We start from the raw sequence: 15,077 nt of genomic DNA on the forward strand, positions 1-15,077 counted from the left end.
AGAATCAATCCCTGATTAAAGGCATTGTAGAACAGCGCAACAAGCCTTCTTGCTTTGCAATTTCTGCATAAGGGACTTCTTCTACTGTAAACCCATTATCCCTCAACCAGGCATTAAGTCTGGTGAAGTTTTGCTCCGAAATAATAACATCCTCGGAAATGGAAAATATATTGCTGTTCATCGCATACATTTCTTCTTTAGAAATTTCAAATACGTTGTCCTTTCCAAAAAAATCTACTAACCATTGGTATTCACTCTCAACTAAAAACCCATTTTTGTGAATAATGGCCTTATCCTTACCAATGGGTTGAAAACAGCAGTCTAAATGCAGTGCATTATTATAGGGATCTGTATTCGATTTACGCAACTCAAAGGCCTTCACTATTTTATCAGGGAATAAGTCTTGGATCGCTTTTACGGCCTGTATATTGGTACGCGCTGTAATATAATCTGGATAATCTTCTCCGGAATAGGTTCCTATGAAGATATAATCGTTCCAAGGCATCACATCACCACCTTCGACATGGCATTCTTCTGGTAATACAATCCTATTGGATTTATCAACATTAGTCCAAACATATTCTGTAGCTTCAATCTCGTGTTTACGATCTGGTAAAATATTGGCAATAATAATTTTATCTTCAATAACAAAGGAAATGTCTCTTGCAAAAATCTGATTGTAATCCTTCATTACTTCGGGTCGATACACCTTAACATGATAACGCTCTAATACCTCTGCAACAGCATCCATTTCCTTAATCATATCGGCTTCTAAGGGATAAGTCCCTGCCAATACATGCTGACGACTTTTAGGGTCATAGCAGTCTTCGGCTTTAGGCGTTGGTCCATTACTCTCTGCAGTTCCTAAAATAACGGCTCTAAGGCGAGAGGTTTCGTTTTGTATGTTTAAGTTCACTATTCAAACATTTTTAAATGAGAACAAAAATAAACAAAGCTTATCGGATGGATAAGCTTTGTTTATTTAATTTAACATGAGGCCTTATTCTTTAATAAGTTTACTGGAACGAACTTCTCTATCACCTGAAAAACACTAAAAATATAAATACCCTTAGAAATTATTGACATTGGGCCTTAAAGCCCCCGTTAATCTCACTTTTCTATCTAAACAATGCGTCTTTCAATAGAGGTAATAGTTACTATTTAAAATACGTCTCAGTATGTTAAATATTAACGAAAGTAAGCGAAGGATAATGATCTAGATTATTGACTTGAATATGCTAAATATTTAATGGCATCTTATAGTAGACATAATATCCGATTAATAAAAACTCGATCTAGACATATTGCTTCAAAATTAAATGGTTCAAAAATTGAACTTATACTATTGTCCATCCAATAAGGCTTTGACTTGAGCCTTTAACAGTTCTATTTCTTCACCTTGCTTTCTAAGTTTTTTATCTTGCTCAATGGCATACAGTGTTAACTCTTCAATTTTTTGCATTTGCTTCGCTTGCATATCGGCTAAATCTAAACCTTTTTCGACCAACTCATCTGCAGATGCTATGCCAGGTAGATGTTTATTATCTTTAATAAACATTTCAACTTCCTTTAAAGTCGGTAAGTCGTACCCCCCTATAAAAACGTAATCAGCCCAGTCCGCAGTACTTCTTAGAGCAACTTTAACTTTTTCGGTCAGAATACCGCCTTCTACAAACAATCGATACGTATCGTTCGTCATTGGAAAATTGTCGTTATTAGTGATGTCATTTCTATCTCCTACGTAAATAGCACCATTTGCATCAGTATCAAACATTAAGCGGTTGTTGTTCATAGTTACTATTCTGTTTGATATTAATGTTCCATCAACATTATAAAGATTTTCTGCATCTATAATATAAGGATTATCACTCACCCCATTACCACTAATATTTATATAATCGCCAGCGTTAATTATAGTAGAAGCACCTGAGCCCACATCGGTTGTTAAAACCACATCACCATTGGCATTTACCGTAAGCACTTTTCCATTAGAACTTACGGTCGCACTACTTTCATTTATACCTCTAAATCGTAGACCCGAAGTTCCTAATAGACCTGAGCCTATTTCCAATCTGTTTTGTGGTCGTACATGATTACCAAGCCCTAGTCCCATATACCCATTATTATCTATAATCATAACATGACTGGAGGCTGATCCATTTGATATAACAATAGTATTAGAGGTATCTCTTCCTGTTGTTGTTGCTGTTGAAGGCGCATTTGCTACAGAGGTATTACCTATAAATACATTATTTGTCCCAGTAGTGATATTTTTAGCACCACGATAGCCAATAACCAAATTATCAGAACCTGTAGTTAAGCTTTGAGCAGCCGAATAACCCAAAACAATATTCCTATCACCCTCCGTCGCTACACCTAGTGCTCCACTACCAATGCTAATATTATCAACTCCTAAAGTATTCTCATTTAATGATTCAACACCTATCGCTATATTACCACTTCCAGTGTTATTCCTCCTTAAAGCATTTGAACCAACCGCTATATTCCCACTACCAGAAGTATTTGCCCTTAAAGCAGAAGTACCTACCGCAGTGTTATTTATACCATCTAAATTATTTAATAAGGCATAACTTCCTAAAGCATTATTTCTAGAGCCGCTTGTATTAGTCTTTAGAGCCTGATAACCAAATGCATGATTATCAGTCCCTGTATTGTTAAAAAGTGCTTCAAACCCAAAACCATGCGCTCTGAATCCCGTACTATTAAGTCCAGCATCTTGTCCATAAAATGTAGTCTGTCCAATTACTTTAGACATATATCCTAAAACTAATAATAATACCAATAAGAAAATGCTTTTCGATTTCATGATTAATTTGATTTTTATTTTTATTAAAATAAGAATTTTTTTACAAAAAATTCTTATCTCGAATTTATTATTTTGTTAAGTATGTACAAAAAAAGTCTTACCATTTGGCAAGACTTTTTTTGTTTTAAGTTTCTTCTGGTCTTATCTTTTATCAATTGCTTTGAATTCCCTGTAAGTCTCCCCCACATAAAGCTGTCTCGGCCTTCCTATAGGTTCTTTGCGCAAACGCATTTCGCGCCATTGCGCAATCCAACCTGGTAAACGGCCTAAAGCAAACATCACTGTAAACATTTCTACCGGAATACCCATGGCTCTATAAATAATACCTGAGTAAAAATCGACATTAGGATACAGCTTTCTATCTACGAAGTATTGATCTTCCAAGGCCTCCTTTTCTAGTCCTTTAGCAATATCCAAGATTGGATCTTCAACGCCTAAATCCCCTAAAACCTCATCGGCTGCTACTTTTATGATTTTTGCTCTTGGATCAAAGTTCTTGTAAACACGGTGGCCAAAGCCCATTAATCGGAATGGGTCGTTTTTATCTTTGGCTTTAGCCATATATTTTTTGGTATCGCCTCCATCGGCTTTAATGGCTTCGAGCATCTCCAATACCGCTTGATTAGCACCACCGTGCAGTGGTCCCCAAAGTGCTGAAATACCAGAAGCTAGAGACACGAATAAACCCGCATGTGAAGAGCCTGTAATTCTAACGGTAGAGGTTGAGCAATTTTGCTCATGGTCTGCATGAAGTATCAATAATTTGTCTAAGGCATTAATCAAAATAGGGTTTTGTACATATTCGCTATTTGGTTTCTTAAACATCATCTTCAATACATTCTCTACATAGCCCAAATTATCATCACCATATTCTAAAGGTAAACCATGTTTTTTACGCATGGTCCAAGCGACCAATATTGGGAATTTTGCCAATATTCTCACAATAGCATTATACATAGCATCTTCAGAATTGACATCGACCGAAGACGGATAAAAAGCTGTTAGCGCACTGGTTAATGACGATAGCACTCCCATTGGATGTGCTGCCTTAGGAAAGGCGTCCAATATCTTTTTTACATCATCATCAACAACAGATTTTTCTTTTATATCGGCTTCAAATTTATCGAGTTGTTCTTGGTTTGGTAATTCACCAAAAATCAATAGATAAGCCACCTCTAAAAAGTCGGCTTTTTCTGCTAATTCCTCAATAGAATAGCCTCTGTACCTTAGAACTCCTTTTTCACCATCCAAAAATGTAATGGCACTTTCGCAACTCCCAGTATTTTTATATCCTGGATCAATAGTAATCACACCTTCAGTTGCATTTCTTAAGGTTTTAACATCAATAGCAACTTCATTTTCGGTTCCTATTTTTATAGGAAATTCATAAGTGTTGCCATTAATTTCTAAGGTCGCTTTATCTGACATATTTTTTATGGGTTTTTGTGAGTTTTTAAGGATTGTAAATTTACGAAATATCTAAGGATTTATTAAATTTTATTATAATGCTTTTAACAATTTAGATATTCATATAATTGATAATTAATTCGATGCCTTTTTTATCATATCATTAGTCCGAAAATGCAGCCCTGATCTTGAATAAGTAAACATAATTAGTACTTTTGGCCTACTAATAACTACCTATGAACTTTATAAAATTTATTGTCTTTTTTATTACATCGTCATGCCTATCTCAAGTCGTGAATGTGGAGTCCTTGCGCAAACCCAGTGACTCGACACGATGGACAGGTTCTGTTAGTTTGGATGTATCGTTGATTAAAAATACAAATGACCTCTTTAGAATAGCCAATAAAGCACACATCCAATATGATAATGATATTAACTTTTGGTTATTTGTGAACGATTTAAACTTGCAGAAAGTAGAAGGCAGTTCTTTAATTAATAGGGGCACCCAACATCTTAGGTACAACAGAAAAATTTCAAATAAAATAAAATGGGAGGTTTTTGCTCAAGGACAGTACGATGCCATTTCCGAAATTGGTTTTAGAGGCTTAATCGGGACTGGACCGCGCTTTAAACTATCGAAAAATGACAATTATCGATTCTATTTGGGTACTTTAGTGATGTATGAGTATGAAAAAGCCTCCAGCGACATTGCCGACCGTATACAAAGGGATGCCAGAGGAAGTATTTACTTATCGTTCAGTCTATATCCTACGGAAACGATTAGTATCATTAGCACCAGTTATTACCAGCCAAGAATCGACTTGTTCAAAGACTATCGTTTTTCGAGTAACACCTCGTTACTATTCAAGATCTTTGAGGACTTGGCCTTTAAAACCAACTTTAACTTCTTTCATGATGCCTTTCCTGTGACCACCGACGTTCCTAAAACGCAATTTGAACTCACCAACGGTCTATTGTATACATTTTAGTTATTAGCAAAGTTTTTACTACTTTATATACTCAATCAAATTTAACTATATCTGGTTGCGGCACATAGATATCCAATAAGAAGATTAAGCTGTCCTTACATATTAAGGTTATTGCTATCAAAATACTACTCAATAAAAGTGCCACAGCCATATTATTTTGTTTTAATTCACTTATTTCCTTGATATACTTAGTCATCGACTTTAGGAGCGTAAACGAGGTAAATAGTATTATACAAGACATTAAAAATCCAATTAATAGAGCAATAGATGAGTACTTAAATATTTCAAAGTACATCGCGTCCTCTTTATGAATCCTTATCAGCTCAATTGTATTGATAATTGATGGGATAATTCCGCTCAATAGATAACCAATACTAAATATAATCCCTGAAAAGAAAATGCTTATAGCGAGATTATCGTTGTTTATTTTTTGATCTTTTAACTTAAAGAGCTTCAATAGCAGCTTATAGGAAATAAACATAATTACAATTGACAATGCAATTGAAATAATGATTTGACTTAATGCTAGATAAACTAATTCCATATTATATGTTTGTATTATGCATAAGGACAACATCCCAATTATTTATATTAGAAAAATCTTTAGGCAAGGCACCCACCGACCAACCTCGTCCTGTTGTTTCTATAAAGTAATACTTTTTATGTTTATATGTTTTATATTTCCCTGTAGCTGGAATATTTAGTCCCAGCATTGAGTGTCGGTATTCTTTACTACTCAATATGGCGACATCATAATTGAACCTTGACAATAGCGTATACAATAATACGGTTCTAGTATCACAATCTCCATGTAAATTGGATACATATTCTGCTGGCGCAAAAAGACCAAACTTTATGTTGCCAATACATGGTTTAACACGCTCAACCTTGCATGAATCTGTTAACACCAACCCATAAGGAATGTCTTGAATTGCCGTAATCATCAATTCAGCAAATTGCTTTCTACTCAATTCATTTTTAAGTTGATATTCATAGAATTCCGACGCCAAATTTTCGATCATTGGTCTGTCATTTTCAATCAAATTCGTATATAATTTACCCCAAGAATAAACCAAATTAAAACTTGATGGTTTGTACTTACCTTCCTTTTCAGTCCTTACGATAGTTTTAAAGTCTCTCCATTCTAAAGACTCTCTATTTGCCTTAGATTTTTGAACACTGTCAAAGTCTACCCTAAACTTCAATACGTGCTTATTCCTCTGAAAATCGTACCAGGTTTGTTTACTCTCATAATATTTCTCGTAAGATGTTTCGGTACTATCAGTATATAATACTACTTCTTCGGTTTCAACCTCTATTTCTTCTTTATCTTCTATTACTGGTGCAGGCAATTTTAGTTTAGTAATAAACAAACCAAACACAAACAACACGAATCCCACCTTCAAAATCTCCTTGAAAAAGAACCATGACTGATTTTTCTTTTTTGTCTTTATGACGACGCTCTTATTAAATATAATGTAGCTTATGATGCCAATAAATACTATACTTAGTAATATCAATGTTGATGGATCATAATTGAGATTGAATAATACTGCGAGGAATATGCATATGAGCAATACTATTGAAGCGAACATTAGTATTCCTGATAAAACACTATAAATAAACCGTAAAAAACTATGTAATCGCTTCTTGAAAGTCATTAGCTAAAAATACAAAAAGAAAAAGCCTTTCCAATTAGAAGAAAGGCTTTTACTTTTTATTACTTTAGGCTTACAGATTAAGACACTTTAAACGCATTTTCTTGTGGAAAGTAAGCCACATCGCCTAGCTCTTCTTCAATGCGCAGCAACTGATTGTATTTTGCCATACGGTCACTACGCGATGCCGAACCTGTTTTAATTTGTCCTGTGTTTAAAGCCACTGCTAAGTCAGCAATCGTATTATCTTCGGTTTCACCCGATCTATGAGACATTACAGAGGTATATCCTGCGTTCTTAGCCATATTTACCGCAGCAATAGTTTCAGTCAAAGAACCAATTTGGTTGACTTTTATTAAAATTGAATTTGCAATACCATTGTCTATCCCACGGGATAAGCGCTCTACGTTGGTCACGAATAAATCATCTCCGACCAATTGTACACTATTACCAATTTTATCGGTTAAGACTTTCCAACCATCCCAGTCATTTTCGTCCATACCATCCTCAATAGAGATAATAGGATATTTGGCTGCTAATTCTGCCAAGTACTCCGCTTGCTCTGCACTTGTTCTTACCACACCTTTATCACCTTCAAAAATGGTATAATCATAGTTACCATCTTTATAGAACTCTGCTGCGGCACAGTCCAAAGCAATCATAATATCCTCACCAAAGGTATAACCTGCCTTCTCAACAGCTAGCTTTATAGAGTCCAAGGCATCTTCTGTACCTCCTTCTAAATTTGGTGCAAATCCACCTTCATCACCTACCGCCGTACTTAAGCCTCTATCGTGCAATACTTTCTTTAGATTATGAAAGATCTCTGTACCCATTTGCATGGCATGGGTAAAGTTTTTAGCCTTGACAGGCATAATCATGAACTCCTGAAAGGCGATCGGAGCATCACTGTGCGATCCTCCGTTTATGATATTCATCATAGGAACTGGTAAGGTATTGGCAGATACGCCACCTACATACCGGTATAATGGCATCCCCAATTCATTGGCTGCTGCCTTAGCTACAGCGAGAGATACACCCAAAATAGCATTAGCTCCTAATTTGGATTTATTTTTTGTTCCGTCTAAATCAATCATCAATTGATCAATAGCATTCTGCTCAAAGACGGACACACCCAATAATTCTTGAGCAATAACGGAATTCACATTCTCTACAGCTTTTGAAACGCCTTTTCCCATGTAAGTATCACCTCCATCTCTCAACTCAACAGCTTCGTGCTCACCTGTAGAGGCGCCAGAAGGTACAGCAGCCCTTCCCATAATTCCGCTTTCGGTAACAACATCAACTTCTACGGTAGGATTACCTCTAGAATCTAAAATTTGTCTTGCGTGTACATTAACTATAATGCTCATTATAAATTGGTTTTAGTTATTGAAAAAATAAACTCGCGTGAGATGCTGAAACCAGTTCAGCATGACTTGCTTTCGCAAGTCAAAATTACGAAAATATGCACCGTAAAACAGAACAAAAATCATAATTACGATTAATATTTACTATAATGTTTTCGAAACTAAAAAAACGCAACAAAATTTAAATTTCGTTGCGTTTTTTCTATTAAGCGTTTTTGATATTTTCTATAAACTGATCAAACAAATACACCGAATCGTTTGGCCCAGGACTTGCCTCTGGATGGTACTGTACCGAGAAGCAGTTCTTATCTTTTATCTTAATGCCGGCTACGGTATCATCATTAAGATGTATATGGGTAATCTCTACATTGGCATTGGCTTCTGTTTCTTCCCTGTTAATCGCAAAACCGTGATTTTGGGAGGTAATTTCACCTTTACCTGTAATTAAGTTCTTAACCGGATGATTAATCCCTCTATGGCCATTGTGCATTTTATAGGTCGATATACCATTGGCCAAAGCTATGACTTGGTGCCCTAAACAGATACCGAATAAGGGTTTGTTTCTTGAAATAATCTCCTTGGCTACGGCTTGTGCTTCAACCAAAGGTTCAGGGTCACCGGGTCCATTGGATATAAAATAACCATCAGGGTTAAAGGCTTCTAAATCTTCGAACTTAGAATTATGCGGAAATACTTTAATGTAAGCATCGCGCTCGGCCAAGTTTCTGAGAATATTCTTCTTTATACCAATATCTAATGCAGAAATCTTAAACGTTGCATTTTCATTACCAAAATAATAGGGCTCTTTAGTAGAGACTTGAGAGGCCAATTCTAAACCTTCCATATTAGGTTGCTCAGCCAATTGCTTTTTCAAGCTTTCAATAGTATCAACTTCTGTTGAAATCACCGCATTCATCGCACCATGATCTCTAATATAACTTACCAATGCTCTGGTATCGACATCTGATATTGCCAAGGTATTATGTTTCTCAAAATAATCTTCCAAAGAAGCATCACCGGCAGGTCTTGAATATTCGAAACTAAAATTTTTACAAATTAATCCAGCTATTTTCACAGTATCCGATTGATTTTCATCTTCTTTAGTACCGTAGTTCCCTATATGCGCATTGGTGGTCACCATAAGCTGTCCATAATAGGATGGATCAGTAAAAATCTCTTGGTAACCAGTAGTCCCAGTATTAAAACATACTTCCCCAAATGCAGTACCCTCTTTTCCTATAGATTTACCATAGAAAATTGTGCCGTCTGCTAGTAAAATAAGTGCTTTCTTTCTTTGTTTGTATTTCATGTGCCGTTTTTTTAATCGTATTGAGGTCATTGGTAAACTAATATAAATCCTCAGATATTATACGTTAACACCCCTAAAGTCCCCTCAAGGGGACAATACGTTCAATGCAAATTTTGCTTTAAAAAGTTTTACAAAAATCTATAAAAAAAAGGATAACCTAAAATAGATTATCCTTTATATATCAAATGCTTATTAACATTTATTCTTCTTCGTTAGATGCCTGAGTTTCTACCGGTGGAACGGCAGCAGTAGCTCCCTTCTTGCTTCCTCCTCTTCTACTTCTACGTGTTGACTTCTTAGCAGGCTTACCAGCATTGTAAAGCTCGTTGTAATCTACCAATTCTATCATCGCCATATCTGCGTTATCTCCTAATCGGTTTCCTAACTTAATGATACGCGTGTAACCACCTGGACGATCACCTATTTTGGCAGCAACATCCCTAAACAACTCAGTAACTGCTTCCTTTTGTCTTAATCTAGACATCACAATCCTTCTATTGTGTGTTGTGTCTTCCTTAGATTTAGTAATCAAAGGCTCAACAAACTGCTTTAAAGCTTTAGCCTTAGCTGTTGTAGTGTTAATGCGTTTGTGTTCTATTAAAGAACAGGCCATATTAGCCAACATTGCTTTTCTGTGTGCAGACTTTCTTCCTAAGTGGTTGAATTTCTTTCCGTGTCTCATGACTCTTGTTTTATCATCTTGCTACCAAATCCAGACGGTAAACGTCAGGAGAGCAAAATATGATTAATAATTAATTACTACTTATTTGAATGAGATTCCCGTCTCCGCAGGAATGACAATCGTTAGTCTTTATCTAATTTATATTTGCTTAAATCCATTCCGAAGTTAAGACCTTTAACGTTCACTAATTCTTCTAGCTCTGTTAAAGACTTCTTACCAAAGTTTCTGAACTTCATTAAGTCGTTTTTATTGAATGATACTAAATCTCCTAATGTATCTACTTCTGCCGCTTTTAAACAGTTTAAAGCACGTACAGAAAGATCCATGTCAACTAATTTAGTTTTCAATAGTTGTCTCATGTGAAGTGATTCTTCATCATAAGTCTCTGTCTGTGCAATTTCATCCGCCTCTAGTGTGATACGCTCATCTGAGAATAACATGAAGTGGTGAATTAATATTTTAGCAGCTTCTGTTAAGGCATCTTTAGGATGGATAGATCCATCGGTCTGAATTTCGAAAACCAATTTTTCATAATCCGTCTTTTGCTCAACACGGAAGTTTTCGATACTGTATTTAACATTCTTTATAGGCGTGTAGATAGAATCTGTAAAGATGGTCCCTATTGGCGCAGAAGCTTTTTTGTTTTCTTCTGCAGGAACATAACCTCTTCCTTTTTCAATCGTTAACTCCATATTGATGTTTACTTTAGGATCTAAGTTGCAGATGACTAAATCTGTATTTAAGACTTGAAATCCTGAAATAAACTTTTGAAAATCACCAGCAGTGATTTGCTCTTGTCCAGAGATTGAAATCGTAACGGTTTCGTTATCAACTTCATCAATTTGACGCTTAAAGTTAACCTGCTTTAAGTTCAAGATCATTTCAGTAACATCTTCAACGACGCCAGAAATTGTAGAAAATTCGTGATCTACACCTTCTATTCTCACCGATGTTATTGCAAAACCTTCTAAAGACGATAATAGTACTCTACGTAACGCATTACCAACTGTTAATCCATATCCGGGTTCTAAAGGTCTGAATTCAAACTTACCTTCAAAATCCGTTGAAGAGATCATGATTACTTTGTCAGGCTTCTGAAAATTTAATATTGCCATTGTTGTTCTTCGTTTTAATTGCTATTTAGTTGCGCGGTCTATGAGTTTGAAGAAGACTAATAAACCCTTTGGCTAAATCCCAATATGATTAATTTATTATTTAGAATAAAGTTCAACGATAAACTGCTCGTTGATTTGCTCTGGAATCTGAATTCTCGCAGGAACAGACACATACGTACCTTCCATAGTATCGTTATTCCAGGTAATCCATTCGTATACATTGCTAGAGTTAGTTAATGCATTTTGAATGGTCTCTAAAGATTTGGATTTTTCTCTTACACCGATAACATCACCAGCCTTTAATTGGTAAGAAGGGATATTTACCTTTTCACCATTTACGGTAATGTGTCTGTGAGATACCAGCTGTCTTGCACCACTTCTTGTTGGAGCAATACCCATTCTGTAAACCACATTATCTAAACGCGATTCACATAACTGTAATAAAACTTCACCGGTGATACCTTGCGCAGCTGTTGCTCTTTTGAACATGTTTCTGAATTGACGCTCTAAAATACCATAAGTGTATTTTGCCTTTTGCTTTTCAGCTAATTGAATAGCGTATTCAGATTTTTTTCCACGTCTTCTGTTATTTCCATGTTGACCTGGAGGATAGTTTCTTTTTTCGAAGGCTTTATCGTCTCCGAAGATAGCTTGTCCGAATTTACGAGCTATTTTTGTTTTAGGACCAGTATATCTTGCCATTTTAATTGAATTATGAGAGCGATTATAAAATTAAGGTCTTAAGCTTATCCTTCTAAAATCGTTTATCTCTCGTTGATACTTGTTATTTTAAAAATTTCAGTTTGCAAATTTACGCAAAATAAACTAATCTCAACACCTATTGTTGAGATTAGTTTATCTTAAAAGAACCTGAAACTAATTCAGGTTAAACGCGACGTCTCTTTGGTGGACGACAGCCGTTGTGAGGCATTGGAGTTACATCGATAATTTCTGATACTTCAATACCTGCGTTATGTATAGATCTTATAGCAGATTCTCTACCATTACCAGGACCTTTTACATATACTTTTACTTTCTTCAAACCAGCTTCTTTTGCAACTTCAGCTGCATCTTCTGCTGCTAATTGTGCAGCATAAGGTGTATTCTTTTTAGAACCTCTGAAGCCCATTTTTCCGGCTGATGACCATGAGATAACGTCACCCTTTTTATTTGTTAAAGAAATAATGATGTTGTTAAAAGACGCTGTGATATGCGCTTCCCCAGTTGCATCAACAATTACTTTACGTTTTTTTGAACTTGACTTTGCCATATGTTTTAGTTTCTAGTTGTTAGCTTTTAGTTGTTAGAATCCTAAACCTTTCGATTTCGAACAGATTCATCTAACGACCAATTACTAATGACTAATGTCTGTTATTATTTAGTTACTTTTTTCTTGTTAGCAACTGTCTTTCTTCTACCTTTTCTTGTACGGGAGTTGTTTTTGGTACGTTGTCCTCGTAGTGGAAGACCAGCTCTATGACGAATACCTCTGTAACATCCTATATCCATTAAACGTTTAATGTTTAATTGAGTTTCAGAACGTAATTCCCCTTCGATCTTGTAAGATCCAACGGCCTCACGAATGGCACCGATTTCATCATCAGTCCAATCTTGTACTTTAGTGCCTTCGTCAACTTTGGCAGTCTCCAAAATTTCTTTTGCTCTACTTCTACCTATACCATAGATATAAGTTAAGGATACTACTCCTCTTTTTTGTTTTGGTATGTCTACACCTGCAATTCTTGCCATATTAATTTAGTGTTTAGTGTTAGCGTTTAGTTGTTAGAATCCTAAACCTTTCGATTTCGAACAGATTCATCTAACTACTAATTACTAATGACTTTTTCTTTTATCCTTGTCTTTGTTTGAATCTAGGATTCTTTTTGTTAATGACGTAAAGTCTTCCTTTACGACGTACCAATTTACAATCGGCACTTCTTTTTTTAACTGATGCTCTTACTTTCATCTCTTTTTAGTTTAAAAATTCCAAGTGGCTTCGAGAGTGCTTCGACAAGCTCAGCATGACACCTCTGCCATCATGAAAATTTAGTATCTGTATGTTATTCGAGCCTTCGTTAAATCGTAAGGACTCATTTCTAATTTTACTTTATCACCTGGTAATAACTTAATATAATGCATACGCATTTTACCAGATATGTGTGCCGTCACAATGTGACCATTTTCTAATTCAACACGGAACATCGCATTTGATAATGCTTCTATAATCGTTCCGTCTTGTTCTATTGCTGCTTGCTTTGCCATAAATTATTTTTAGTGTTCAATCCTCGTTTAACAAATACCTTGCCTAAAATTTAGCATTGAACTTTCCAAATTGGTTTTATAATTATGTGGTAACAGATTTTCTGTTTTTACCTGTTTTCATCAAGCCATCATAATGCTTATTCAATAAATAAGAATTAATCTGTTGCATGGTATCAATTGCTACACCTACCATGATTAAAAGTGATGTCCCTCCAAAGAATAATGCCCAACCTTGTTGTACACCTACTAATTGATACACAAAAGCAGGGAATACTGCTACTAAGGCCAAGAATATAGAACCTGGCAAAGTGATCTGAGACATAATCTTATCCAGATATTCTGCCGTTTCTGTACCTGGTCTAATTCCTGGAATAAATCCACCGCTACGTTTTAAATCATCTGCCATCTTATTCGTTGGTACCGTAATCGCCGTATAGAAATACGTAAATATGATAATCAATAATCCAAATACTAAGTTGTACCAGAATCCAAATATATCTTGGAAATTAGCTTGCATCCATTGTCCTACGCCACTCTCTGGTCCAAATAATCTACCAATATAAGCTGGTGCAAACATAATGGCCTGAGCAAATATGATTGGCATCACACCAGAAGCATTCAACTTTAATGGTAAAAATTGACGCGATCCGAATACATTCTTTTCATAACCACCAGAAGCTGTTCTTCTTGCATACTGGACTGCAATTTTACGCACTGCCATTACCAAGAATACAGATGCTAAAATGATTAAGAACCAGATCACCATCTCAATTAATATCATCATAAATCCACCATTTCCACCCTCTAATCTTGAGAACATATTTTGGGCAAATGACTGTGGCATTGTTGCTATGATACCTACCATAATTAATAGTGAGATACCGTTACCAATACCTTTATCCGTAATCTTCTCACCCAACCACATCGCAAAGACACAGCCTGTTACTAATATGATTACCGATGAAAAATAGAACACACCTTCAGAGAAACCAGGAAGTAACATTTGGCTTATAGATTGTAGACCTGATAAAGACGGTATTGTCCCTAAATAGGCTGGCGCTTGAACCAAACAAATACCAATAGTTAACCATCTTGTTATTTGTGTAATCTTCTTTTGACCACTAGCACCTTCTTTCTGAAGCTTCTGTAAATAAGGAATCGCAATACCCATTAACTGAACCACAATTGAGGCAGAGATGTAAGGCATAATACCCAAGGCAAATACAGAGGCATTTGAAAAACCTCCACCAGTGAAGGCATTTATTAACCATAATAATCCACCTTGTGCCGCTGAATCTTGTAATTCTACTAATTTAGGGAAATCCACACCTGGTAAAACAACCTGAGCACCAAAACGGTAGACCAATAGCAACCCTAAGGTGAGGACGATTCTATCCTTTAATTCAGTAATTTTCCAGACGTTTTTTAATGTTTCTATTATCTTCATCCTTACTATTT

The 15,077-nt window shown here is 35.7% G+C and carries 16 protein-coding genes; 1 reads left to right on the plus strand and 15 read right to left on the minus strand.

What is annotated here, in order from left to right; translation table 11 throughout:
* Nucleotides 1–4: 4 nt before the first annotated feature.
* The 3 genes from ACO052_RS20695 to ACO052_RS20705 form a co-directional block, all read right to left on the minus strand.
* On the minus strand, nucleotides 5–919 hold the full coding sequence (locus ACO052_RS20695) for a dimethylarginine dimethylaminohydrolase family protein (protein ID WP_422108089.1): 915 nt from the start codon (nucleotides 917–919) through the stop codon (nucleotides 5–7).
* 423 nt (nucleotides 920–1,342) lie between these two features.
* Nucleotides 1,343–2,827: a hypothetical protein gene (locus ACO052_RS20700; RefSeq protein WP_422105718.1), complete on the minus strand. Its 1,485-nt coding sequence runs from the start codon at nucleotides 2,825–2,827 to the stop codon at nucleotides 1,343–1,345.
* Nucleotides 2,828–2,968: 141 nt separating this feature from the next.
* Nucleotides 2,969–4,255, minus strand: a complete 1,287-nt coding sequence (locus tag ACO052_RS20705) for a citrate synthase (protein WP_422105719.1) — start codon at nucleotides 4,253–4,255, stop codon at nucleotides 2,969–2,971.
* 215 nt (nucleotides 4,256–4,470) lie between these two features.
* Between ACO052_RS20705 and ACO052_RS20710 the strand changes: the two genes are divergently transcribed.
* Nucleotides 4,471–5,223, plus strand: coding sequence for a DUF481 domain-containing protein (locus ACO052_RS20710; RefSeq protein WP_422105720.1), 753 nt, complete (start codon nucleotides 4,471–4,473; stop codon nucleotides 5,221–5,223).
* A gap of 31 nt (nucleotides 5,224–5,254) precedes the next feature.
* Here the strand turns inward: ACO052_RS20710 and ACO052_RS20715 are convergent, their stop codons facing one another.
* The 12 genes from ACO052_RS20715 to secY all read right to left on the minus strand — a co-directional run bounded on the left by ACO052_RS20715 (nucleotide 5,255) and on the right by secY (nucleotide 15,066).
* On the minus strand, nucleotides 5,255–5,767 hold the full coding sequence (locus tag ACO052_RS20715; protein ID WP_422105721.1) for a DUF350 domain-containing protein: 513 nt from the start codon (nucleotides 5,765–5,767) through the stop codon (nucleotides 5,255–5,257).
* Between the two features lies 1 nt (nucleotide 5,768).
* The gene (locus tag ACO052_RS20720; protein ID WP_422105722.1) at nucleotides 5,769–6,575 is read right to left on the minus strand and encodes a hypothetical protein; all 807 of its coding nucleotides are present in this window, start codon (nucleotides 6,573–6,575) and stop codon (nucleotides 5,769–5,771) included.
* A gap of 386 nt (nucleotides 6,576–6,961) precedes the next feature.
* On the minus strand, nucleotides 6,962–8,254 hold the full coding sequence (gene eno / locus ACO052_RS20725; protein WP_422105723.1) for a phosphopyruvate hydratase: 1,293 nt from the start codon (nucleotides 8,252–8,254) through the stop codon (nucleotides 6,962–6,964).
* A 202-nt stretch (nucleotides 8,255–8,456) separates the two neighbouring features.
* A complete protein-coding gene (gene carA / locus ACO052_RS20730; RefSeq protein WP_422105724.1) occupies nucleotides 8,457–9,560 on the minus strand; it encodes a glutamine-hydrolyzing carbamoyl-phosphate synthase small subunit in 1,104 nt (367 codons plus the stop codon).
* Between the two features lie 199 nt (nucleotides 9,561–9,759).
* Nucleotides 9,760–10,242, minus strand: a complete 483-nt coding sequence (rplQ, locus tag ACO052_RS20735) for a 50S ribosomal protein L17 (RefSeq protein ID WP_422105725.1) — start codon at nucleotides 10,240–10,242, stop codon at nucleotides 9,760–9,762.
* A gap of 122 nt (nucleotides 10,243–10,364) precedes the next feature.
* Nucleotides 10,365–11,357, minus strand: a complete 993-nt coding sequence (locus ACO052_RS20740) for a DNA-directed RNA polymerase subunit alpha (RefSeq protein WP_299361133.1) — start codon at nucleotides 11,355–11,357, stop codon at nucleotides 10,365–10,367.
* Nucleotides 11,358–11,453: 96 nt separating this feature from the next.
* Nucleotides 11,454–12,059 carry a 30S ribosomal protein S4 gene (rpsD, locus tag ACO052_RS20745; protein WP_422105726.1) on the minus strand — a complete coding sequence of 202 codons (606 nt, stop codon included), beginning with the start codon at nucleotides 12,057–12,059 and terminating at the stop codon, nucleotides 11,454–11,456.
* Between the two features lie 184 nt (nucleotides 12,060–12,243).
* Entirely contained in the window at nucleotides 12,244–12,627 is a 384-nt protein-coding gene (gene rpsK, locus ACO052_RS20750) for a 30S ribosomal protein S11 (protein ID WP_422105727.1), read from the minus strand.
* 104 nt (nucleotides 12,628–12,731) lie between these two features.
* Complete coding sequence (gene rpsM / locus ACO052_RS20755) at nucleotides 12,732–13,106, minus strand: 30S ribosomal protein S13 (RefSeq protein WP_422105728.1); 375 nt, start codon at nucleotides 13,104–13,106, stop codon at nucleotides 12,732–12,734.
* 100 nt (nucleotides 13,107–13,206) lie between these two features.
* Entirely contained in the window at nucleotides 13,207–13,323 is a 117-nt protein-coding gene (gene ykgO, locus ACO052_RS20760; RefSeq protein WP_008269159.1) for a type B 50S ribosomal protein L36, read from the minus strand.
* A gap of 80 nt (nucleotides 13,324–13,403) precedes the next feature.
* Nucleotides 13,404–13,619: a translation initiation factor IF-1 gene (gene infA / locus ACO052_RS20765; RefSeq protein ID WP_007094967.1), complete on the minus strand. Its 216-nt coding sequence runs from the start codon at nucleotides 13,617–13,619 to the stop codon at nucleotides 13,404–13,406.
* A gap of 82 nt (nucleotides 13,620–13,701) precedes the next feature.
* On the minus strand, nucleotides 13,702–15,066 hold the full coding sequence (secY, locus tag ACO052_RS20770) for a preprotein translocase subunit SecY (RefSeq protein WP_422105729.1): 1,365 nt from the start codon (nucleotides 15,064–15,066) through the stop codon (nucleotides 13,702–13,704).
* Nucleotides 15,067–15,077 lie beyond the last annotated feature (11 nt).

It is taken from the genome of Winogradskyella sp. (genome assembly GCF_965228925.1).
Lineage (GTDB): Bacteria > Bacteroidota > Bacteroidia > Flavobacteriales > Flavobacteriaceae > Winogradskyella.

What these genes read in the sequence shown, in the direction of transcription:
- ACO052_RS20700 (WP_422105718.1), bottom strand. Translation starts at nt 2,827, where the DNA reads ATGAAATCGAAAAGCATTTTCTTATTGGTATTATTATTAGTTTTAGGA.
- ACO052_RS20705 (WP_422105719.1), bottom strand. Translation starts at nt 4,255, where the DNA reads ATGTCAGATAAAGCGACCTTAGAAATTAATGGCAACACTTATGAATTT.
- ACO052_RS20710 (WP_422105720.1), top strand. Translation starts at nt 4,471, where the DNA reads ATGAACTTTATAAAATTTATTGTCTTTTTTATTACATCGTCATGCCTA.
- ACO052_RS20715 (WP_422105721.1), bottom strand. Translation starts at nt 5,767, where the DNA reads ATGGAATTAGTTTATCTAGCATTAAGTCAAATCATTATTTCAATTGCA.
- eno (WP_422105723.1), bottom strand. Translation starts at nt 8,254, where the DNA reads ATGAGCATTATAGTTAATGTACACGCAAGACAAATTTTAGATTCTAGA.
- carA (WP_422105724.1), bottom strand. Translation starts at nt 9,560, where the DNA reads ATGAAATACAAACAAAGAAAGAAAGCACTTATTTTACTAGCAGACGGC.
- rplQ (WP_422105725.1), bottom strand. Translation starts at nt 10,242, where the DNA reads ATGAGACACGGAAAGAAATTCAACCACTTAGGAAGAAAGTCTGCACAC.
- ACO052_RS20740 (WP_299361133.1), bottom strand. Translation starts at nt 11,357, where the DNA reads ATGGCAATATTAAATTTTCAGAAGCCTGACAAAGTAATCATGATCTCT.
- rpsD (WP_422105726.1), bottom strand. Translation starts at nt 12,059, where the DNA reads ATGGCAAGATATACTGGTCCTAAAACAAAAATAGCTCGTAAATTCGGA.
- rpsK (WP_422105727.1), bottom strand. Translation starts at nt 12,627, where the DNA reads ATGGCAAAGTCAAGTTCAAAAAAACGTAAAGTAATTGTTGATGCAACT.
- rpsM (WP_422105728.1), bottom strand. Translation starts at nt 13,106, where the DNA reads ATGGCAAGAATTGCAGGTGTAGACATACCAAAACAAAAAAGAGGAGTA.
- ykgO (WP_008269159.1), bottom strand. Translation starts at nt 13,323, where the DNA reads ATGAAAGTAAGAGCATCAGTTAAAAAAAGAAGTGCCGATTGTAAATTG.
- infA (WP_007094967.1), bottom strand. Translation starts at nt 13,619, where the DNA reads ATGGCAAAGCAAGCAGCAATAGAACAAGACGGAACGATTATAGAAGCA.
- secY (WP_422105729.1), bottom strand. Translation starts at nt 15,066, where the DNA reads ATGAAGATAATAGAAACATTAAAAAACGTCTGGAAAATTACTGAATTA.